The sequence below is a fragment of the Methanosarcina sp. Kolksee genome (genome assembly GCF_000969945.1).
Classification (GTDB): Archaea; Halobacteriota; Methanosarcinia; order Methanosarcinales; family Methanosarcinaceae; genus Methanosarcina; species Methanosarcina vacuolata.
This window is the reverse complement of sequence record NZ_CP009524.1, coordinates 2,849,107-2,870,261: the sequence shown is the minus strand read 5'-3', so window position 1 is coordinate 2,870,261 and position 21,155 is coordinate 2,849,107. Positions and strand designations below refer to the sequence as shown.

Below are 21,155 nucleotides of genomic sequence, written 5' to 3'. Positions count from 1 at the left end.
AAGTAAACAGGTGGACAGTTACAGTAAATAAGTGGACAGCTACTAAATTATTGAAACATTAACGAAAATTACTTTTCAGGTGAGGTGTGACTGTGAGTCTTATTATAGGCCGGGTCTGGAAATTCGGAGACAACGTTAATACTGATGAAATAATCCCGGGCAAGTATTTGCGGAGCAAAGATGTACAGATCTTTGCAGCTCATGCAATGGAAGGAATTGATCAGGAATTTACAAAAAAGTTCAGGATTGGAGATATCGTTGTTGCAGGCACTAACTTCGGCTGTGGGTCTTCAAGAGAGCAGGCTCCTCTTGCTTTGAAATATGCAGGAGTATCATGTGTTATAGCAAAGTCTTTTGCCAGAATCTTTTTCAGAAATGCGATCAATATCGGGCTACCTCTCATAGAGGTTGATATTGAGTGCCAGGAAGGAGATAAAGTTAAAGTTGATCTGGCCAAAGGTGAAGTTACGGTTTCAGATAGAGACATATTTAAAGGGAACAAATTGCCGGATTTCCTGCTTGAGATACTTAATGATGGTGGACTTGTAGCCCATCGAAAAAAGCAAAGCGCGAGCAAAAATATAAACTTATAATATATTAATTTTAAAAAAGTGTGTGAAGTTAATTGAAAGACTCTAAATTATATTGTAATATTTTAATTTTAAAAAAGTATGTGAAATTAATCGAAAGACTCTAAATTATATTGTACCTAAAACAGATTAGACGCTAACGACCCCACTAATGGTTTATATGGAAACAATGCCCTTTCGCTGGCTTTTGAGACCATTTCAGCCAGAGACGGCAAAGTTTCAAGCTCAATTCCGCAATCGTAGTTATAAAAATGTTTTAATGAAACTGCGGTCTCTTCCATTGAGGCATTTCCAGCACGTTCTCCAAGCCCTGTTACAGTTACACTTGCAAACTTTGCTCCCGCTTTATATGCTGCCAGGGTATTTGCTACGGCCAGGCCGAAATCATTATGCGCATGAATTTCAACAGGAAGAAGACTATGATCTGCAATTTCTTTGATTTTGCTATATGTAGTGAAATGGTCCAGGCATCCTACGGTATCCGAATATCTGATTCTTATTGCACCGTAAGAAGCTGCAATATCTGCATATTGAAGCAAAAACTCTGGGTCTGCCCTTGATGCATCTTCAGCTCCTACAATAACCGTTACGTCGTAGTTTTTGAGATACTCCAGGCATTTTTTCAACCTATCTAACACCCATACCCTGTTTTTTTGAAGCTTGTATTCTATATGCAGATCAGATACCGGCAGAGATACATGAATAAATTTAAATCCGCATTCAATAGACGCCTTTAAATCCTCTAAATTTGCTCTGTTCCATGCGATGAGGTTCGATTTTATCGGCAGGTCGAGCATTAGTTTCAGGTCTTCGCATTCCTGTTTGCCCATAGCAGGAATGCCAGCCTCAATCCATTTCACTTTTGCTTTATCCAGAGCCGAAATGATATTCATCCTTTCTTCAACCGAAAACACAACACCTGCAGACTGTTCCCCATCACGCAATGTGGTGTCAATGATTTCAAAGCCTTCATTTTTAATCACAGGAGATTTCTCCTTCAATTGGTAAGTGGACATTAGATTCTTTTATCGATTCCATATGTAAATTATAAAGAGTTTTAAGTTGAGCATCTGTCACCGGTTTTTTTTGCAGAACCGCGGTATGCCTTACTTTATCAAGCAGTGTAGCTGCTTCCTGCGAGCTCAAGGACAGGTCCAGTTGCCGAAGTTTTTGTGTTAAGGATGCTGTTCCTGAGTGTTTTCCGATCACTAAAAACCTGCTTAGACCAACCTCTTCGGGTCTGATCGCTTCATATAAATTTGGATTTTTGATAACACCGTCGACATGGATGCCGGATTCGTGTGCAAATACATTTTTTCCTATAATGGCTTTTTCTCCGGGCAATATAATACCAGCCCTGCGTAAAATGTTCTCACAATCTGCCGCAATCGTATAACCATTCGGTACCTGTTCATTTTTCCACAAATGCCTTGCTGCCATTAAGACCTCTTCCATGGCTGCTACTCCTGGAATCCCAATACCGCCAACTGCCGTTGCGACATACTCAACGCCTGCCCTTAATGCTGAAAGCGTATTGGCCGTAGCCATCCCATAATTATTGCATCCCATGTACTCAACAGGACATTGAGCCATATTCATGAAAAGATTAAATTTATTATAAGTAATGAAGGGGTCCATTTTCCCATTTACGTCGCCCAGTATCAACCTTTTTATCCCGTACTCAGCAATGAAGGGATATAATATATCTACCATATTTACTTCTTCTACCGGGAATTCCAGTGCATTATCAATGCTTAGATAAATTTCCTGATCGTTACTACAAACTGTTTGCAATACAGATTGCAATGATTCAATTGATTTAAGTATATCAGGCATGGAAACAAGCGGATCAAGAGAAGTATTGATTACGATTTTAGAAAAACCAAGTTCTTTAGCCTTGAATATCTCTTGCCTGGTACATCCGACTCTGCACCTTAAACTTTCTAAAAAGTCAACAGTCTCGAATTTGAACATATTTTTCTCTAAATTGTTCAGCGAGACATCTGCCACGTCCAGCGAATACTTCTTCAAAACAGACAGAATAATCTTAAAATCGGCAGGACTATGAAAACCCAGGCGCAGTATCTCATTTATTGTATTATCTACAATTGAAATTTTGATGTTTTCCTTCAGTTAAATTCCTCTCCCACTACCAGTTTAACTTGAATTTCATTTATTTGGTTTTTATTTGGTTAAATGAACGAGTAAAAACTGTATTTATTCACAAAGTAGATATCTAAAATTTAGAAATCTTTTCTTTCATAATCCATTATCCCAAACACCAATTGAGTTCGGTATCAATTCTCTCTCCATTTCTCAACATATCACGCAGTTCAATAATTTTGCAATCCAGATGTTCCATATACCTCAAATTGTTTTTTTCCTGAGGACTCGTCTCAATAATACTGGACATTGCACCATTCCTGATCACTATCCGGCGATCACCCATTAAAGCCAGTAGTGGATCGTGGGTAGATATGAGCACTATTTTTTCTTTATTAACCAGGAGTTCCAGCGCTTTTCTCCTGTTAACTCCTGCATTCTCAATCTCATCAATCAAAATAACAGGAGATGTACTTAACAAAGCCGTATCGGCAATCATTAGTGAACGTGCCTGACCCCCACTGAGTTGAGTAATTGAAACCTCGTCACTAAATTTCTCTCCTGTGAGTTCATTTGCAGTACAAATTATTTTATTAACCGTTTCATCCTTTTTGGAAATCATACGGCACTCAGCATGCATAGTAATGAATTCTTTTACTGTGAGGTCTACAACAAAATTCATGTTTTGAGACAACTGTGACACTAGCTTTTGGTCCATTGAAAAGCGTTTCTTTGCTTCAGGTACAAGCCCGTTTATTAGAACCTGCCTCCCTGTCGGCGTATCTTTTTGTGCCATACATTCGATGTCAGCCAGCAGCCGACTTTTTCCGGAACCAGTAGGGCCAACGATGCAAACTATCTCTCCAGGTTTCAAGGTAATGCTTGCATCCTCTGTATTCCCGAACTTGTCTTTTCCCCCAATTACCGTAAGGGAGCTTATTTGATGTTGATTTTCTGAAATAATATTTATTTGGATTATTGCTTCTATGTGGTTTAACATCTGTTTTTGGTCCATTCCTGAGTCTCTCAGGAATTCATCTGTCAATTCTGCAAGCCATTCCTGCAAAGTTAAGGACTGAGGTAGTTCTTTTAATCCAATTGATGCAAAAAAATCTGCAACAAAGGGATAAAAATTCAAGATCTCCTTAATCGATGAAGTTAACAGATGATCATCCACTTTTATATCCCCTTAAAAACCATTTTTTTTGCATTTCCACGTTGGTAATCTTTACTGATCACAGTTTCTCCTACACAATAAGGGCATACAGCTGACGGCATGGAAAAACGTAATTTTCTACCTTCAAGCTTGTCCACTTCGGTTGCACTGCGCAAGTAATAGCTTAAATCAAAAGCTCCCTGGCCAGTAATCCCATTGACAGACATAATATGGGCTTTAGGATTTGCCAATCTTACATTGAAGGCAAAAACCTCCCTTTCTGCTTGAGATACGATATCGCTCTTTGTAATGACGACAACGTCCGCTAATCTCAGCATCGGGCCGATTTTTTTCGGTGTATGAACCCCTGAAAGATTATCAATAACACATACCCCTAACACTTCTTTTATATGGGGGGAGCATCTGTTGCATAATCCGGCACTCTCGGTAATAAGCATATCCAGCTTGTTTTCTTTTCCCCAGGTAAGGCATTCATCAATATTACTCACAAAGAAATGGTCAGGGCATAAATTTCCAGAGAGTCCAACCATAACCGGCAACCCCATCTTTTCATAGGCAAGGTCATCTTTTGTAGAAAGTGCATCAAACTTGATAATGCCTATTTTTTTACCTTCTTTTTTCAGGTGTTCAACCGTTTTCAGTATGACTGAAGTCTTACCTACTGAAGGCGGCCCTGCCACTGTAATTAATCTCATCTCACGTATCTCCTTCAAATTTCAGTATCCTGCTTTTCTCGTAAGTATCAAGTTTTTGTAAAAGGAGTGCTCTGCCAGACCTCAAAAAATACCTTTGACGTTAGCCGGATTAATTCCATGGTATCATTAGAGCGCACATAATCCCACCCCAGCCATTTCAGTTTAGCATTAGTCGGATATCTGTAGTTGACTTCGGGATTTAGAGAAGGATAACAATTATCAACTAAACACTGTCCTAACCCTTTACCCGTGACGTATTTAATTAATACATTCAGTTTATCCAGTTTTGATTTCTTGGCTAGAAAATAAATAGGGAATGCCAGAGCGCCATCTTCCGGCCATATTATAGAAGTATTTTCACGCCTTGGACAAATATCAGCCAGAAACCAGGGGATAATATATATGGCTGCGCCAAGCTCACTATTAGAACCTGCGATTCTCGACATATGAACATAATGCAGCATGTTTTTTGTATTGTATGCCAGATATTTTAAACTCTGAATTCCATGCTCCTTATATAGATCCAAAAATAAGAAAGAGTTAAACTCAGAATACGGGCTATTTTCATCTTTCCGCCAGCCGCCAATTATTATTTTATTATGGTAAATCGGATCAAGAATATCAATCCAACGTCTGGGGACGGGCAGCCCATCCAGCTTCCGGTGGTCTACAAGAAAAACAAATGGAACTATTGCAAAAATAGTAAATTGTTTTTCAGGATCCTCTATACCACAGTCAGCGTATATTTGATGTAAAGGCTTGGGTTGACACGCCTGGAAATAACCTTTATCAATAAATTTTTCGAAAAAGTGCTTCTCAAATAGGTTATCAAATGATGGAGACAACACCATATTAGGAAAATCGTCAATGCTATCCACGTTGTGAATGTTTTCAAAAGGGAAATAACCGCTTCCTCCCCCCATAGGAAAATAGCAATTAAGCCGGATTCTTTTTTCAATCCTGTGCTTCTTTAATACCGCCTCCAAACCATCCTTGAAAGTGTATTTTAATGGAACCGGAATTCTCCCCATAAAATCAAATTCTCCAGGCGAAAGTTCACCGCTGCACAGTTCGGTTTCACACATATAGTCATCTCTTTCTGTGGAGAAATCTAAAGAATACCTATTTTCCACAATATTTCACTCCTCTTGTTGTTCTTTTTAGTTACCTTTCCAGTTCCTTATCCTATTTTTAAACTGTAAATCTGACAAACTTTCCTCTATTTGTCATGTTAAGTGCTGGCAGGCGGCAAATGCTGCAGTATCCTGTTTGCCTCATCATCGGTCAGGTTGTAGTGGTAGAACCTCGAATAGTAATCTTTGACTTCATTGGTCATGTTCAGGTCTTCAAATAAGTCTGGATGCAGGGTTTTGGCAAAATACTCCATAAGCAACACCCCTTCAGCGCCATAGTCCCAGTAGACGATCCCCAGTGGGCAGAGGTATACTTTGTTATTTTGCACAGCTTCCAGATTGCTAAATTTAGAATCATTCATAATTATATCCGTACTGTTAACTCGACCTACAAAGATTACGTCAGGATCCCATACAAGTAGCTGCTCCGGTGTAATTGTTTCAATTCCTTCCGTATCTCCAGAAAGATATTTACCGCCAGCCATTTCCACGTAAAACTGCGGATAAGAGTTTTTACCCTGTGTTGTCGTCGCATCTCTGGCATAGTACACTGTTGGTCGCTGACTATCTGTAAGGTTCGCAGTTCTTGATGTCACATAATTCACTTTCTGATCAAAGTATGCACCCCATTTATCAGCAGTCTTTTTTGCATCAGGGCCCATTACTTCACCATAAAGCGCGATTTCCTGCTTCACATATTTCACGAATGAGTCTACGTTATCAGGATTTCCTGAGTTTTTCTGAGTGACTACAGCAGCTATATTGGTTGAGTTCAGTTTCTCCTTAGTACCATCATATGACCGACAAAATACTACCTGTACTTTTTTGCTCATCAGATCTTCAACATTTGGATCGTCTTCTATAGGGATACCTTTCAGCTGCGGAGCTATCCTAGATGACCAGGGCAAATTGGTCCACGCAGACATCGTCACTGCGATCTTGTCGGTTTGATTCAACAATATCAATTTTTCGTATGCCTGACCCGAAATAGCAGCCACACGAGTCACATTTGCCGGTATAGTTACGACTCTTCCTTCCTGATCTGTTATCTGAACGTATTTCTCCGACCCGATATCACTACTTTGATCAGACTTTGTGTTACTATGACCTACATGTATAGCAGCAGATACTATTGCAAGGATTGAAATAACCACAACAACTGCCATTACACCCCTTTTATCCATTCAACCACCTCAAATTTTCTTGCTATTATACCTCAGATCAGGAACAGCCTATATTCATGTGTGATTCTTGTATTTGCATAGGAATACATGCTCTTCTATGCTCATTTACATCCAGAATTTTAACATCTATTCCATAGGCCTGTTTCATATTATGTTCAGTGACAACAATTTCCGGTTTTCCTGTTTCCATAATTGTCCCCTGATTCATGATGGCTACTTTATTACAGGATAAGAAGGCGTGGTCTGGAAAATGTGAAGTCATTACAACCGATAGTCCAGTTTTGGACAGTTCCTTTATGACTTTGAGAGTTCGTATCTGGTTTCCAAAATCCAGATGGGATGTTGGTTCGTCGAGGAGAAGGATTTCGGGCTGTTGAGCTATTGCTCTTGCCATTAAAACAAGCTGTCTTTCACCGCCACTGATTTCAGTGTAGATTTTATTCTTTAGATGCAAGATTCCAAGACCTTTCAGGGCCTCTTCAGCAATTTTATAATCTTTCGTTCCGGGAACAGACGTTAAACTCAAATGGGGAGTTCTGCCCATCAGAACTATATCGAAAACCGAAAACGCAAAAATCGAACTATTTGATTGTGGGATATATCCGATGATTTTTGCAAGTTCGGTTTCTTTCATTGAATAAATACTCTTATTTTTCAGTAATATCTCGCCGCTTTTCAGTTTAAGCAGGCTGTTCATACATTTAATTAAAGTAGATTTTCCGGTTCCATTAGGCCCCAGAATACATAAGACGTCTCCCTCCTCTATTGAGAGATTCACGTTTTTGAAGACGCTTTTCTTTCCATTGTAAGAGAACTCTGCATTCTTAATATCCATAATATTGCTCATGACCATCCCTCGTAGCCTTTTTGGAGTAAGTATATGAAAACGGGTGCTCCTATTATGGCTGTTAGTATTCCCAGAGGAATTTCAATGGATGTGGCTGTTCTGCACACATCATCAACCAGCAGAAGGAAAGTAGCCCCCAGTGAAATGCTTGCAGGCAAAAGCTTTCTGTGATCCGGGCCCACGATCATCCTGGCTGCGTGAGGTACTACAAGGCCCACCCAGCCAATGATGCCACTTATGCTTACAGCGGAAGCTGTTAAGAACGTACAGCAAAAAATTACCAGCAACCTCATTTTTTCTGTGTTTACGCCCAGTGAACGCGCTTCATCATCCCCCATTGAAAGAACGTTAATTCTCCATCCAACAAGCAATAGTGCTGTGAATCCGAACAGAACAGGCCCTACTATCATCAAGACACTGTTACTGTTAACTGCAGAGAGGCTACCCATAAGCCAGTATACTATTTCTGGCAGTTTGCTGTCAGGATCTGCAAGGTACTTGATACACGAAATGAGAGCAGAAAAGAGTGCTGCGATAGCTATCCCTCCCAGTACCATCACCAAAATACTATTACCCCTAAGTCTTTTGCTGAGAGAGTAAGTAAGGATAACTGCAACAAGGCCGAATAAAAAGGCTGTAGCCTGAATCATTACTGCGGAAAAACTGAACAAAATAGCTATTGCAGCTCCGAAACCTGCACCTGATGAAACACCCAGGATATCTGGAGAAACCAGTGGGTTCTGGAAAGTCCCCTGAAAAGAAGCACCTGAGATTGAGAGAGCTGCACCCACAATCATCGCAGCTATTATACGGGGCAGACGTATATCCCAAACTACTGTATAAATGGTTGAATCCAAATTTGTGGTGATCGGCACAAAAACCGATACAATAGACAGTATTACATCCATGGGAGATACTGGATATCTGCCAATCATAAAAGATCCAAAGAACAAAAGTATTGGGAGTACAATCAACGCGGTTGTTAAAGATATATTTTGAATGGTTTCCCAATTTATTTGCCTGTTCATTATTCTTTCACACCAAAGGTTTACAAATTATCCATAGTTTCTTTTGGAGTATCTTTTTCAAGTACGCTCATCGAGCTCATATTGTAGTTGGTTTGAGGCTTCAACTACTGGTTTTCTGCGTTAATATGTGAATTTTGTATGTTGCACTTTAATTCCTCCTGTACTATTTATTTCTCAATTTGAGTGTTTCTTTGAATGTTTCATAGGCGTTATGTTTATTCATACATAACAAATTATATATGTTAAAATACCAGTAATCAATTTCCTAGATGCTAGTATAAATAATTTCCTACGAACTCGCCTTCTTACCGTGCCTTCGAGCGAATAAAAAGGAGTTAATAGAAGCACCTCAGTTGGAAAGGTATGCTCTTTTTTAATCCGGCCGCAATCTCTTTTTTTGATTTTAATTTTGCCTTTATCCCTTTTTTGTGATTGAGCGTCGTAGTTTCCTTTTGAATCACATATTTCAACTGAAAACTTGAAAAATCAGTTCATAGAATAACTATATATATTAGATAGTAGGTAATTGATTTCTGTATTAGTAAAATATACTTTTTGTTATGTCAAATAGTACATATCGCATACCAATGTAGTATAAAATTTTAAAGCTGTATCCAAAGAAGTAAAATCGTAAGTTTTGGGATGGACTCAAAAAATATTGAAGGGCTATCAAGATGAGAACAAAGAAAAGTCCACTAAGTTTGTTTATCGTGCTGTGTCTTTTAATAACACTACCTATACTGCTTGTAAGTGGATGTTCACAGAAAACAAGCGATTTTATGGATACGACATCAAATCCCAAAGCTGAGATAACTGCTGCAACAAATATTGAGCAAGAAACAACAATATCGGACACTGCACTGTCAGATACTTGGGAAATTACCGATTTGGCAGGCAGAAAAATTACATTGCCTGCTGATATTACCATGATTTCAGTGTTACATCCTATACCGTGCCAAATGGTATGGAGGCTGGCGCCGGAAAAACTTGCGAGTGTGGACAAGCAGTTTACTGAACGGCTAGAATTTATGCCAGATGATGAAGAAAAAAGGCTGCTGGCTCTTCCGACTAATGGAGAATTCCACAGCGACATGAACGTAGAAGATCTTTTAGCAGTCAGTCCTCAGGTAGTAATAACGTTAACAAAGGATACGAAAATCGAATCAGAACAAAAAAAAGTTGGCATTCCATTCGTTGCTGCATCAAAAGATACACTTGAAGAGATTGCAGATTCATGGAGGTTAATCGGTAAAATTGTTGGAAATGAAAAAGAAGGAAACGAGCTTGGGGATTACTGGGATGAAACCATCAAAAAGGTTACCGATCAAACCTCGAAAATTAATGAAAGTGATAAGCTCAAAGTGTATTATGCGCAACCAGATGTCACCAAGACGGTTGGGTCCAGAACCATTATGGCGTCTATCATCAGTTTGGCGGGGGGCATAAGCTTCATGGAAGCAAATCCGCAAATGGAATCGGCCAATACAAGTGAAGAAATCCAGGTTTCACTGGAACAAATCTATCAGTGGAATCCAGATGTTATTATTACCAAAACTGCGAAAGGTCGTGATGAAATTCTCTCGAAAGACGCCTGGAAAGATATTGCTGCCGTAAAGAATAAGCGTGTTTACGCATCTACAAAATACGAGATGCTTGACCGGACACAATCACTGATGGGGCTTCTGTGGGCCGCAAAAATGCTTTATCCGGATAAAGTGAAAATTGACCTGAACAAAGAGGTAAAAACATTTTATTCAAAAGTATATCTTGATAATAACGTGACGAATGACCAAATCAATCAGACAAATTAATCACAATCAGTCATACAAATTAATCACAATCAGTCATACAAATTAATCAAAATCAGTCATACAAATTAATCAAAATCAGTCAGATAAATTAGTCAAAATCAGTCATACAAATTAATCAAAATCAGTCATACAAATTAATCAAAATCAGTCATACAAATTAATCAAAATCAGTCATACAAATTAATCAAAATCAGTCATACAAATTAATCAAAGTAGTGAATCAACGCGAGTATTTCTAATGAAAAATCTCTGAAGAAATCAAAGGTCGTTAAGGTTTTTGTTTAGCATGTTTTTATTTAGTATGTTTTTATTTAGTATGTTTTTAGTTAATATATATAATCTTATTTTAATTATATTAAAATGACTAAAAATACAAAAATATGTAGAATTTGTTTCAAATATATAAAGCTAAGAACTTAATTAGTTTTTAACCCAGGATGGTACATAATGTTAACTGTTGAAACAAGTGGACTCAAAGGAATAACGAGCTTTACCACATATGATGGTGGTGAACTGAAGGACTGTAAGCTTGAAGAGTATAATTTGATTCACACAAAGTACGGAGATCTTGTTCCACAATATGGCGACCCAGGATTTCGAAAAAAGCAGTTAGCAGTATTGTCTTTCTATAAAAGTGGGAAAATTAAAAGCATTTCTCTAGAACAGCAGACTGAAATAAGCACACCAACAGGAACATTTCCAGCAGAACTGGTTACTTTTTTTGAGGATGGATCAATCAATAGTTTGTTCCCTCTAAACGGCCAGATCAGTGGTTTCTGGTCAGAGGAAGAAGAAGGCGAACTTGCACAAAAATTCCATTTTTCATTCCCATTTGGGGACTTTTATGCAAAAATAATAGGTTTGCGGTTTTATCCGGACGGAAAAGTTAGAAGCCTGATTTTGTGGCCGAATGAACGAATTATAATTGACACACCTGCAGGAAAAATGCCAGTTCGAATAGGGTTTAAGCTTTTTGAAGATGGGAGCATACAATCTGTAGAACCTGCAGAACCATTCACTATTGAAACCCCTATTGGCTCGATAAATGCATATGATGCAGATGCACTTGGAATTGATGCGGATAAAAATTCCGTGTGCTTTGACGAAAGAGGAAGATTAACTTCTCTCACTACTTTTGACATCATTACAGTCCGGAAAAAAAATGGCGAAAAGGAAATAATTTTTCCAACGTTAAGGCCGGGCCTGACAACTGAGTTTGAAACTGTGCCGATTAAGTTAGTCTTTGATGATAATACTGTAAGCGTTGGTGACGATACCAAAGAGGTCGTCTACAAGATAGCTGAATGCACATTCCTGATCATGCGCGGCAACTATATGAAAGCAAAATCGTGCGATAACTGTTCCGGTTGCAATGGGGGTATTTAAGGCTATTAGAAGCTATCCGAAAAATAAGTGTGTTGTGTGCTTTCTGGAGCTGAAACATTGATAGGCTCTAAGCAAACTGAAAAATACTCAAGGCTCCCACATACCGCACATAACCCTTTACTTCAAATCCCGCGGCTGCTTATGTTTAGGCACAACTGGCAGTTCTGTAGTAGTTATCAAAATTGGGCTTTCAATATCTCTTTCCCTCTCAATCACTAATTTTTTTCCTTTCTTAGTAAGGGCAAATAGTGGAATTGCAGCAGCTACTTGAACTATGGGTTTTGCAAGCTCCCTTATATACTTAGAAGCACAACTGATCACCAGGTCTGAATTTTCCAGAAGACCTTGAGCTTCTTCCTTGCTGACTCCTGTAACATGTACCGCAATTACTATAAGACCAAGCCCAAGTTCAGTCTCAATTTCCCTCAGATTTTTTGCAGTTTTTGAATCAGCAGTGGTGACTGCGATTTTTTTGTAACCAAGTTCCGCAGCTTTTTTAACTCCGCCAACGGGGTCTATAGATGCAGTTTTAGTATCGAGGACAATTCCACCGAGTTTTTGAATTCCATTTATGACATCCTCAATAGGTTCAGTTTCGACCAGACCTGACATCCTGCCTCCTATACCCTGAACAAGCTCTGGATTATTGGATATAACAGTACCTGCTCCATCACAGGCGGTTACAGTTGTATCAAGAAAACCGCTTCGCAAGCCAGACATCATTATTTCTGAGGCTCCAAAAGCTACGAAAGTATCATGTCCAAGGAGATGTCGCTTGGCTGTGAACATTCCGTATTCTTTTATCTTAAACTCCACATTCTTTTTGACTTCTTCAGAGGTAATTTTCTGTACACCGCTTAGCTTGTCAATGAGAGGACACCACTCAAGTTCAGCCTCTCCAACTTCTATTACTTTACCATCCTTTACTACTACCCTTGTTTTTCCCATTATTTCCATTATATGAGGCATGATTATCCCTTCAATTACTGGCACTTTTAGCTTTGGCTTCTGCCTTGGAGTTAAATTTGGCAGCGTCGATTATAAATTTCTCATCTGTGCCCTCAGAAATCTTGTCAACGCCATCATCAGCCATAATTGAAAAAGTGAGCTTCCGTCCCTCTATTTTTTCCAATTTTGTCTTTACCGTAACGGTCAAACCGGGTGGAGTAGCCGCCGAATGGCTTAATTTAACATCGGTGCCTACAGTCTGCTCAGCGGGGAAGTCTAGATAGGGATTTATTGCTTGAATACAGGTCCATTCAAATAATCCAGCCATGAACTCAGTGGCAAAAACCTTTGGCATAACCTGAAATTCAGGTGATTCTGGATAAAGGAAAGGAACAGTCTTATTCTCTGGTATTTTGAACTTGAATTCGTAAGCTAGACCGGGCTTCAAAGAAGAACTATCCATATATAACCTCCTTTTAGGACATTCTACACAAAAACTTCTTTAGCTAGGACTTTAGCAGTTGAACTGATGAAAAAGTAGCACTAAACATTAACTACCTAAAATACAAATTAAAACAACAACGTATAGCAACTTTTGTTTTTTAGTTCAATTATTTAAGTATCACATTTAAGGTTCTTTTAAGTTCTATTAAATTTTTATGGTCTCAACATCAGGAAGATGTTTAGTTATCTGATTTCTAGCTGAAAATGTTTAAGAGGCCATCAGATTCGTCATTTTAGCCATGACGCTTAATGCATTTGATTTTATAAATCGAGCATGACCTAACTTAATTGCTTCTATGGCTGCGTATCTCCTTCTGTCTCTCTTTCCAGAAGAATTTCTTTTTTGAGCGGCGTTCCAATTTCTCAATAATCTCCATAGAAAGTGCAGGAGACTTTGCTTCTTTTAGGGAAATTCCGAGCACTCTTTTATGTTTTCTGGCTTTACCGCCGAGTTCTACCACATCATAGAACGGGATAATGTTGTCTTTTGCAAGACTCTGTATCTTCCAAGCTGTTTGGGTGATGACCACTGGAGTTTACCTTTGAAGGGCCTGGATCTGAATTTGCATTCAACACAAAAAATTTCATTTGTGAACCTGTAATATTTCATTTGTGGGCCTGTAATTTTTCATTTGTGAGCCTGTAATTTTTCCAGGAATTCTTCCGGAAAACCTTAATCTAAAAAAAGGATATACTATATTGGGGATAAATTAAACACTTACTAATAATAATCAAAATCAAATTAAAATGCAAGGTTTTACGCCTATGGGGAGAAGGCCGGGAAATTACGAGGAGAAACTGATAACTCCGGAACAAGCAGTTGAGCTTATAGAAGAGGGCTGGAGGCGAGCAGACCTGCACGTTCATACAACCTGTTCTTTTGACGTGCTTCCTGTAAGAGACCTGCACCCAGAGAGCCTTTATAAGAAGGCTCTAAAGATGGGAATGGATTACGTGACATTTACAGACCACGATACCATTGAGGCATATGAAATTCTCGGGTGGAACCGTGAAAAGCTTATCCCCGGGGTTGAAATAAGTGTATATGACCCGGAGTTTGCAGGGCATTCGCTTCATATTAATATTTTCGAGCTTGACAGGGATGAGTTCTTTGAGCTCATGGAAATTGCGGAAATCGAACATGACCTGAGGAGCTTTATCAAATACCTCAGGCGGCACAAGCTTCCTTTTATTTATAACCATCCATTCTGGTTTGAGTTTCACAGTGTACCGAATCCGTCTTCAGTCCCCAGGCTGGCAAAACTTTTCCCTGTACTGGAGTACAATATGCACGAACTCAAGCAGAAAAACGAACTTACAATTGCTCTTGCAGAGAACCTTGGCAAAGGTATTGCCGCGACAACCGATACTCATACAGGAAGAATCGGTAAAGTATACACTCTTGCAAAAGGAGATAATTTCAATGAATTTTTCAAAAACGTAACGCAGGGAAAAAGTTATATTGTTCCCGAAGACCTTACCAGAGAGCTTTTGATCGACGAAATGAATACCTGGATAGATCTTATTTTTGAAAAAAGCCAGAAAAACAGGGACATAGAAGGCTACCTTACCGGGATAAAATCTCTTGATACAATGGTCAAAATCTCCAGAAGCACCCTATTGAGCAGTTTTCCTGGCCTCAACAGGACAACCATGAACCTGTTTTATATGATCTCAAACACGGGGCTTCCTGCATCAGTCTACATTCATTCGGCAGAAAATCTGGCAAAAGATATTGAAAGGCAGATTGAAATCGAGAAACAAAATTAAAAGTGCGGTTTTTTCAGTTTTTGTAATGACTCGAATCAGCCTGCATAAAAGGGCTTTCCCCAGTCTATTTTTTGGATAGTAAAATATCAAAAAGTTTATATTATGAAATTGTTTAGAGTATTTAGCATAAAAAATGAATAGTTTGTATTATTTTTAACTACGATATGTGATATTATTGTTAATTATTACTATGATGGAAAAAGTTCCCGATTCGAAGATTAAAAATGTTACTCAAGAAGTAATTGGGATCTGTAGGACTATTTGCAGTCTGTAGGACTATTTGCAGTCTGTAGGACTATTTGCAGTCTGTAGGACTATTTGCAGTCTGTAAAAATGTTTTTGAAATCTGGATGATAAGAGCTCAAAAAGGGGAAATCAGTAGATGAAACAAATAAGACACTTAATGGGATTGGACTTAAAAGTAAAATTAAAGCGAACGATTATCCTTACAATACTTGTTCTTACCTTTTGCTCAACTATATTTTCTTCAGGAGCGGCAGGGCAGGAAGATTCTGAAAACAATCAACCAGTCTCAGAAGAAGGATTTTTTGACCGGTTTATCACATATGTAAAAAGCCTGTTCTCAGGAGAAGAAGAACTGCAGAGCGCAGGAGAAATTTCCAAAACCGGCTCTGCAGACATTCAACAGTCAGCAGATTCTGAAGAAGCAGTCCTGAGAATTGCAACTCCAGACGTAATAGACTCTGCGTCTCTGGTTGGAGATACAGGTCTGGGGGTTTTTGCCCATCTTTCAAACCCGCCACTCATGAAAATGGATTCGGAAGGACATATTGTAGGGCAGCTTGCAGAGAATTACAGTGTATCGGAAAATAACACGCTCTGGACCTTCTACCTCAGAGACGACCTCTACTGGAGTGACGGAGAAAAAGTAACACCAGAAGATGTTGAGTTCTCAATCCGCTACTACGGTGAAAAAACCCCCTGGGCAAGCTGGATTAATGATACCCTGGAAAACTCAACAGTTTCGGATGCCAACAATTCAGTGACCTTCAAATTTAACAAGCCTTACACCCGGGTCAGTATGGAGTTTGCAACCTATGATATCCTCCCTGCTCATGTGTGGAAAAATATCGAGGACCCGGTAGAATACACAAACAACGGTCCTTATGTCGGCTGCGGCCCCTACTACCTAAAACTGATAGACCTCAATGCCGGAAAACTGGTTTTTGAGAAAAACCCTTACTGGAAAGGAAAGGCTCCTGAATTCAAAACTGTCGAGATCCATTTTTACTCAAATGTGGATGTTGCCACTCTAGCTCTTAAAAATGGAGAAGCTGACACTTACTATAAATATGCGGGATCATACCCTTACTCAAGTATAGAAGAACTTAATAAAACTGGAAATTTTGACTTCATGGAAAAGACCAGTATCGGGCTTGTTTTCCTTGCTCCCAATTTGAAAAAAGCACCGTTTTCAGATGAGGAATTCCGGGAGGCTCTGGCCTATGCCATAAATTATGAAGAGCTCGCAAGTCTTGAAACCCTGGGGTATGGAGAAGTTCCGAATCGTGGTTTTGTGCCATCATCCATGGAAAATTATAAGGAAACCGAAAAACTGGAGTACAGCCCCGAAAAAGCCAGAGAAATCCTGGAAAAAGCCGGATATTCGGACAGCAACGGGAATGGAATACTTGAAGGAAAAGATGGAAAAGACATAAAACTTGAAATCCTCATCCGACCTGATTACGCCAGAACAGGCGAACTTCTCGATGAATATTTTGAAAATATTGGGCTTTCTGCAGACCTCAAAACTGTGGATTCAGATACCTGGATTACTCTTAAAGACAGTTACAATTATGACCTGACAGTAACGCGTTCCACTCCCTGGGGTATGCTTATGCACTCAAGTTGGGGAAGCGGCTATTTTGATTCCAGGCGGACAGGCCAGGGAGTTATGCATAATGTAGAAGACCCTGTGTTCCTGCAACTCTGCGATAACATACTTGCAACCACGGACTCTGCAGAACTTCAGAAGTATGCATACGAGCTTCAGGACTACTATGCAGAAAATCTGCCTGCAATTCCCCTCTACTGGAGCAAGACGGTTACTCCATTTAACAGGCACTTCGAAGGCTGGTACGCGGATCCACTTTACGGGATATATAACTTGGATACTTTTACAAATGTAACGAAAGTGGAGGCGTAAAACTTAGTCTCGGAAGAAGAAATCCGATTGAAGAAAACGGGTAATCAGAGCGATATCAGAGATAGCAAGAACAGACTAAAAAGAGCGATATCAAAGACGGCGAGAACAGACTAAAAAGAGCGATATCAGAGATAGCAAGAACAGAGTAAAAAGAGCGACGTCAGAAATAGAGCAATGTCAGAAATAGCAAGAAAAATAACCAGGTATTTTGCCTCGTTGATGCTGATAATCGTCATCAACTTTACCCTCCCGAGGTTCATGCCTGGAGACCCGGTAAAAAACCTGATTGGTGAAGACGCTTATGTTTCAGAAGAAGTGATGGAAGAACTGAGGGCAGGACTGGGGCTTAATCTGCCCCTTTCCGAGCAGTTCACTTCCTATCTTTCCAATCTCCTGCGCCTTGACCTGGGGTATTCCTATCACCTCCATGCCCCCGTAGCAGAAATTCTTCTTAATAAGATGAGCTGGACACTGATTTTTGTGGGGGTATCAGTGGTTATCGGGGCCTTGCTTGGATGTTTTCTCGGTGCCCTTGCAGGCTGGAAACCGGAAAGAAAAATGAGCCATTTTACAGGTTTCATTTTTGTGGTGCTATCCTGTATCCCACCTTACTTTCTTGCCCTCCTGACCCTCTATATCTTTTCTTTTAAACTGGGATTCTTTCCCTCCAAAGGCTTTTATGATACTCCTGAAATCGGAAGTGTGCTGCATCACCTTTTCTTACCTATCTGCGTAATGTCTGTCTTTTCAGCGTCCAGAAACTTTCTGGTCATGCGAGGAAGCGTAATTCAGGAAAAAGAGCAGCTTTATGCACTGTATGCCAGAGCAAAAGGCCTGTACAATACCGATATACTTTTCAGGCATATCATAAAAAACGCCTCCCTCCCGATAATTACCCTGCTTGCCCTGGATTTCGGTTTTCTCTTCAGCGGAGCGCTGTTTATAGAAATCATCTTTTCCTTAAACGGGATGGGGGTCATGATATACAATGCAATAATGGGAAAAGACTACCCTCTGCTTCAAGGGGCATTTCTGGTAATCGCTCTTACCGTTCTGCTAGCAAATATGTTTGCTGACCTGCTCTATGCCTTAATTGACCCCAGAGTAAGAGGAGGCCTGGATGAATCAATCTGACTGTACTGATATTCCCTGTATGAAAGAAGCAGGCATTGAAGGTTTTTCTGAGAAAAAATCCGAAGCTTCCAGCTTCGAATTTCCTGGAGAACCTTCTTCCTGGATTTTTCAGAAACAGAAAGATTTCCAGGGAGTATCCAACTGGATAGGCGTTCTCCTTTTTGTACTTTTCATTTTTATGGCGCTTTTTCCTTCAATTTTTGCCCCTTATGCCCCAGAAGAGCGTTTCATACCCTACGAAGCCCCGTCTGAAGAACACTTGCTTGGGACAAATGACATAGGAAATGATGTCCTTTCAGAACTGGTGTTTGGGGCAAGGATCTCAATGACAGTAGGTTTTATGGCAGCTCTGATCTCAACTCTCATCGGGACTACGTTAGGTATCTGTGCAGGCTATTTCAGAGGAATCATTGATGAGCTGTTAATGGGTTTTACTGATGTTGTCCTTGTTATCCCCAAAATTCCCCTTATTATAGTCCTTGGAGCATTTCTGAAGCCGAGCATCTGGATCCTGATAGCTATACTGGGGCTTCTTTCCTGGGAATCCACTGCCAGAGTCACCCGTTCAAAGACTTTACAGCTCAGGGAAGCAGGTTACGTAAAAAGTGCTCAGTGTATGGGTTTTTCCTCTTACCACATCATGAAATCAGATATATTCCCAAACATTATCCACGTCCTGTTTCCCAAATTCATGCTGGCAACTGCTTCGGCAATGATTTCTGAGGCATCCCTTTCTTTCCTGGGACTTGGCGACGTAAGCATGAAAAGCTGGGGAATGATGCTTTCTTTTGCTTTTTCTCAAGGTGGTTTTATTCGGGACATGTGGTGGTGGTATATGCCTCCAGGGATCTGTATCACCCTCTGTGTACTGTCTATCGCACTGATAGGTTTCGGGCTTGAAGCAAAGGAAGAACACTCCAGAGAAGGTGTAGACACGCTATGAAAGCCCATTCCAGGAGCATATTGCTTGAAAGGAACACATTGCTTGAAAGGGACGTATTGCTTAAAGTAAGGGACCTTGATGTCTCATTTCAGGGAATAGAAACCGTAAACGTACTTTCGGGAATTTCTTTTTCGATTAAAGAAAATGAAACTCTGGCTCTTGTAGGAGAGACCGGATGTGGGAAATCTGTCGTCGCACATGCAGTTATGAACCTCCTGCCCCCTGAGTCAAGGGTGGAAGGAAGTATCGAATTAAGGGGAAAAAGCCTGCTCGGAATGAACGAAAAAGAAATGGCAAAGATAAGAGGAAAAGAAATTGCTATTATTTTTCAGAACCCTTCCCTTGCCCTCAACCCTGTGTATTCCATAGGTCACCAGCTTGCAGAACCCCTGTGTGTACACCAGAAGGAAAAGAAAAAGATGGCACTTTCCAGAGCTGCATTAGCCCTGAAACGTATGGGTTTTGCGAACTTTTCTGAATGCATGAACTACTATCCCTCATGGTGTTCAGGTGGGATGAACCAGCGCTTTTTGATTACTGCGTCAACTATACTTAATCCTGCACTCCTTATAGCAGACGAACCCAGCAAAGGACTTGACAAAAAATGCATAGCTGAACTGGAAGCTGAACTCAGAAATCTGAAAATTGAAAGGAAGAGTGCCCTGCTTCTAATAAGCCATGACCTTGGATTTGTGCAAAGGCTTGCAGACAGAATTGCCGTGATGTATGCAGGAGAGATTGTTGAACTCGCCGACCCATCAAGCCTTTTTGAGAACCCTTTACACCCTTACACCAGAGGTCTACTGTACAGTCTGCCTGAGAAAGGCTTTATTCCCATACCCGGTTTTTCTCCGCCTCTTAATAGCCTTCCTTCAGGATGCAGGTTCCATCCGAGATGCCCTTTGAGGGAAAAGCGCTGCATTCAAATCCATCCCGAAATCAAAGAAATTGGTCAAAGGGCTGTGAGGTGTTTTCTATATCCCTGAGAGCAGACAGCATATCAAAGAAATACGGAAAAGGCCTGTTAAGCCAGGGAAGATGTATTTTCCGAGAAGTTTCTTTTGAAATCAGGTCAGGAGAGACCTTTGGATTGATGGGACCTTCCGGGGAAGGAAAAAGCACGCTGGGGAGAGTTATTGCCGGGATTGAGAAGCCCACATACGGTACTGTGTACTATGAGAGTTCTCCACTTCCCAATATGAAAAAAACCGAACATATGGCTTTTCGCCGCAAGGTCCAGATAATGTTTCAAGACCCTACGGGCGCTTTTAACCCGAGGAAAAAAATAGGAAACTCAGTTTTCGATGTCCTGAAACTCCTCAAAATTCCCCTTATAGAACATGCCTCAAAAACAAAAGAGATGCTTATGACGATTGGCCTTCCAGAAGAAGTTCTTTCTCGCTATCCTTCACAGCTCTCAGGAGGACAGCTACAGCGCCTTGCCCTCGGACGAATCCTTCTTTTAGAACCCGAATATATCGTACTTGACGAGCCAACTTCAGCCCTGGATGTCTCGGTCCAGGCCCAGGTCCTGCACATGCTTAAAAAAGTTCAGGCCGAGAAGAGTATAGGATATCTCCTGATCTCCCATGATGAAGCTGTTATCCGTTTCATGTCAGACCGATGCGGATTGCTTGAGAATGGGCAGTTGAGAGTAATTGATTGAACTCTCTCAAAAAAACCGTTGCACCGGTTTATCATACCGATAAGTCCATTTCAGATAACTTGCTAGGGT

General features: G+C 40.2%; 20 protein-coding genes. 9 read left to right on the top strand and 11 right to left on the bottom strand.

Going from position 1 to position 21,155, the window contains the following annotated elements; genetic code table 11:
- Positions 1-92: 92 nt before the first annotated feature.
- Entirely contained in the window at positions 93-593 is a 501-nt protein-coding gene (locus MSKOL_RS11860; RefSeq protein WP_048121190.1) for a 3-isopropylmalate dehydratase, read from the top strand.
- A 116-nt stretch (positions 594-709) separates the two neighbouring features.
- On the opposite strand, the gene MSKOL_RS11855 is transcribed toward MSKOL_RS11860, so the two are convergent.
- The 8 genes from MSKOL_RS11855 to MSKOL_RS11820 all read right to left on the bottom strand — a co-directional run bounded on the left by MSKOL_RS11855 (position 710) and on the right by MSKOL_RS11820 (position 8,757).
- A complete protein-coding gene (locus tag MSKOL_RS11855) occupies positions 710-1,573 on the bottom strand; it encodes a homocitrate synthase (protein ID WP_197078766.1) in 864 nt (287 codons plus the stop codon).
- Positions 1,566-2,621 (bottom strand): homocitrate synthase, encoded by a 1,056-nt coding sequence (locus MSKOL_RS11850; RefSeq protein WP_052725443.1) that lies wholly within the window; start codon positions 2,619-2,621, stop codon positions 1,566-1,568. Before MSKOL_RS11850 ends, MSKOL_RS11855 begins: the two co-directional genes overlap by 8 nt.
- Before the next feature lie 238 nt (positions 2,622-2,859).
- A complete protein-coding gene (locus MSKOL_RS11845; RefSeq protein WP_048156474.1) occupies positions 2,860-3,870 on the bottom strand; it encodes an ATP-binding cassette domain-containing protein in 1,011 nt (336 codons plus the stop codon).
- A gap of 2 nt (positions 3,871-3,872) precedes the next feature.
- On the bottom strand, positions 3,873-4,565 hold the full coding sequence (locus tag MSKOL_RS11840) for a GTP-binding protein (RefSeq protein ID WP_048156470.1): 693 nt from the start codon (positions 4,563-4,565) through the stop codon (positions 3,873-3,875).
- 47 nt (positions 4,566-4,612) lie between these two features.
- The gene (locus MSKOL_RS11835; protein ID WP_048156468.1) at positions 4,613-5,698 is read right to left on the bottom strand and encodes an ABC transporter substrate-binding protein; all 1,086 of its coding nucleotides are present in this window, start codon (positions 5,696-5,698) and stop codon (positions 4,613-4,615) included.
- A 98-nt stretch (positions 5,699-5,796) separates the two neighbouring features.
- On the bottom strand, positions 5,797-6,882 hold the full coding sequence (locus MSKOL_RS11830) for an ABC transporter substrate-binding protein (RefSeq protein WP_048156466.1): 1,086 nt from the start codon (positions 6,880-6,882) through the stop codon (positions 5,797-5,799).
- A 37-nt stretch (positions 6,883-6,919) separates the two neighbouring features.
- Entirely contained in the window at positions 6,920-7,729 is an 810-nt protein-coding gene (locus MSKOL_RS11825; RefSeq protein WP_048121183.1) for an ABC transporter ATP-binding protein, read from the bottom strand.
- Positions 7,726-8,757: an iron ABC transporter permease gene (locus MSKOL_RS11820; protein ID WP_048156463.1), complete on the bottom strand. Its 1,032-nt coding sequence runs from the start codon at positions 8,755-8,757 to the stop codon at positions 7,726-7,728. Before MSKOL_RS11820 ends, MSKOL_RS11825 begins: the two co-directional genes overlap by 4 nt.
- 674 nt (positions 8,758-9,431) lie before the next feature.
- On the opposite strand from MSKOL_RS11820, the gene MSKOL_RS11815 reads away from it, so the two are divergent.
- Together MSKOL_RS11815 and MSKOL_RS11810 are read left to right on the top strand one after the other, a co-directional pair.
- Positions 9,432-10,568 (top strand): ABC transporter substrate-binding protein, encoded by a 1,137-nt coding sequence (locus MSKOL_RS11815; RefSeq protein ID WP_048156462.1) that lies wholly within the window; start codon positions 9,432-9,434, stop codon positions 10,566-10,568.
- A 447-nt stretch (positions 10,569-11,015) separates the two neighbouring features.
- The gene (locus MSKOL_RS11810; protein WP_048121177.1) at positions 11,016-11,954 is read left to right on the top strand and encodes a hypothetical protein; all 939 of its coding nucleotides are present in this window, start codon (positions 11,016-11,018) and stop codon (positions 11,952-11,954) included.
- 117 nt (positions 11,955-12,071) lie between these two features.
- Here MSKOL_RS11810 and MSKOL_RS11805 read toward each other — a convergent pair whose 3' ends face one another.
- The 3 genes from MSKOL_RS11805 to MSKOL_RS11795 form a co-directional block, all read right to left on the bottom strand.
- The gene (locus tag MSKOL_RS11805; RefSeq protein ID WP_048158334.1) at positions 12,072-12,923 is read right to left on the bottom strand and encodes a methanogenesis marker 8 protein; all 852 of its coding nucleotides are present in this window, start codon (positions 12,921-12,923) and stop codon (positions 12,072-12,074) included.
- Between the two features lie 10 nt (positions 12,924-12,933).
- Positions 12,934-13,365: a thioesterase family protein gene (locus tag MSKOL_RS11800; protein ID WP_048156459.1), complete on the bottom strand. Its 432-nt coding sequence runs from the start codon at positions 13,363-13,365 to the stop codon at positions 12,934-12,936.
- Between the two features lie 325 nt (positions 13,366-13,690).
- Complete coding sequence (locus tag MSKOL_RS11795) at positions 13,691-13,936, bottom strand: hypothetical protein (RefSeq protein ID WP_052725441.1); 246 nt, start codon at positions 13,934-13,936, stop codon at positions 13,691-13,693.
- Between the two features lie 217 nt (positions 13,937-14,153).
- On the opposite strand from MSKOL_RS11795, the gene MSKOL_RS11790 reads away from it, so the two are divergent.
- The 6 genes from MSKOL_RS11790 to MSKOL_RS11765 all read left to right on the top strand — a co-directional run bounded on the left by MSKOL_RS11790 (position 14,154) and on the right by MSKOL_RS11765 (position 21,086).
- On the top strand, positions 14,154-15,176 hold the full coding sequence (locus tag MSKOL_RS11790; protein ID WP_231592209.1) for a PHP domain-containing protein: 1,023 nt from the start codon (positions 14,154-14,156) through the stop codon (positions 15,174-15,176).
- A gap of 382 nt (positions 15,177-15,558) precedes the next feature.
- Entirely contained in the window at positions 15,559-17,343 is a 1,785-nt protein-coding gene (locus MSKOL_RS11785) for an ABC transporter substrate-binding protein (RefSeq protein ID WP_048156458.1), read from the top strand.
- A 174-nt stretch (positions 17,344-17,517) separates the two neighbouring features.
- Positions 17,518-18,477 (top strand): ABC transporter permease, encoded by a 960-nt coding sequence (locus MSKOL_RS11780; RefSeq protein ID WP_048156455.1) that lies wholly within the window; start codon positions 17,518-17,520, stop codon positions 18,475-18,477.
- Positions 18,464-19,420, top strand: a complete 957-nt coding sequence (locus MSKOL_RS11775) for an ABC transporter permease (protein WP_048156452.1) — start codon at positions 18,464-18,466, stop codon at positions 19,418-19,420. The genes MSKOL_RS11780 and MSKOL_RS11775 overlap by 14 nt, the downstream gene beginning before the upstream one ends.
- Positions 19,417-20,406, top strand: a complete 990-nt coding sequence (locus tag MSKOL_RS11770; RefSeq protein WP_048156447.1) for an ABC transporter ATP-binding protein — start codon at positions 19,417-19,419, stop codon at positions 20,404-20,406. The genes MSKOL_RS11775 and MSKOL_RS11770 overlap by 4 nt, the downstream gene beginning before the upstream one ends.
- Positions 20,388-21,086 carry an ABC transporter ATP-binding protein gene (locus MSKOL_RS11765; RefSeq protein ID WP_048156444.1) on the top strand — a complete coding sequence of 233 codons (699 nt, stop codon included), beginning with the start codon at positions 20,388-20,390 and terminating at the stop codon, positions 21,084-21,086. Before MSKOL_RS11770 ends, MSKOL_RS11765 begins: the two co-directional genes overlap by 19 nt.
- Positions 21,087-21,155: the final 69 nt, after the last annotated feature.

What these genes read in the sequence shown, in the direction of transcription:
- MSKOL_RS11840 (WP_048156470.1), bottom strand. Translation starts at nt 4,565, where the DNA reads ATGAGATTAATTACAGTGGCAGGGCCGCCTTCAGTAGGTAAGACTTCA.
- MSKOL_RS11830 (WP_048156466.1), bottom strand. Translation starts at nt 6,882, where the DNA reads ATGGATAAAAGGGGTGTAATGGCAGTTGTTGTGGTTATTTCAATCCTT.
- MSKOL_RS11825 (WP_048121183.1), bottom strand. Translation starts at nt 7,729, where the DNA reads ATGAGCAATATTATGGATATTAAGAATGCAGAGTTCTCTTACAATGGA.
- MSKOL_RS11820 (WP_048156463.1), bottom strand. Translation starts at nt 8,757, where the DNA reads ATGAACAGGCAAATAAATTGGGAAACCATTCAAAATATATCTTTAACA.
- MSKOL_RS11815 (WP_048156462.1), top strand. Translation starts at nt 9,432, where the DNA reads ATGAGAACAAAGAAAAGTCCACTAAGTTTGTTTATCGTGCTGTGTCTT.
- MSKOL_RS11810 (WP_048121177.1), top strand. Translation starts at nt 11,016, where the DNA reads ATGTTAACTGTTGAAACAAGTGGACTCAAAGGAATAACGAGCTTTACC.
- MSKOL_RS11805 (WP_048158334.1), bottom strand. Translation starts at nt 12,923, where the DNA reads ATGCCTCATATAATGGAAATAATGGGAAAAACAAGGGTAGTAGTAAAG.
- MSKOL_RS11800 (WP_048156459.1), bottom strand. Translation starts at nt 13,365, where the DNA reads ATGGATAGTTCTTCTTTGAAGCCCGGTCTAGCTTACGAATTCAAGTTC.
- MSKOL_RS11790 (WP_231592209.1), top strand. Translation starts at nt 14,154, where the DNA reads ATGCAAGGTTTTACGCCTATGGGGAGAAGGCCGGGAAATTACGAGGAG.
- MSKOL_RS11785 (WP_048156458.1), top strand. Translation starts at nt 15,559, where the DNA reads ATGAAACAAATAAGACACTTAATGGGATTGGACTTAAAAGTAAAATTA.
- MSKOL_RS11780 (WP_048156455.1), top strand. Translation starts at nt 17,518, where the DNA reads ATGTCAGAAATAGCAAGAAAAATAACCAGGTATTTTGCCTCGTTGATG.
- MSKOL_RS11775 (WP_048156452.1), top strand. Translation starts at nt 18,464, where the DNA reads ATGAATCAATCTGACTGTACTGATATTCCCTGTATGAAAGAAGCAGGC.
- MSKOL_RS11770 (WP_048156447.1), top strand. Translation starts at nt 19,417, where the DNA reads ATGAAAGCCCATTCCAGGAGCATATTGCTTGAAAGGAACACATTGCTT.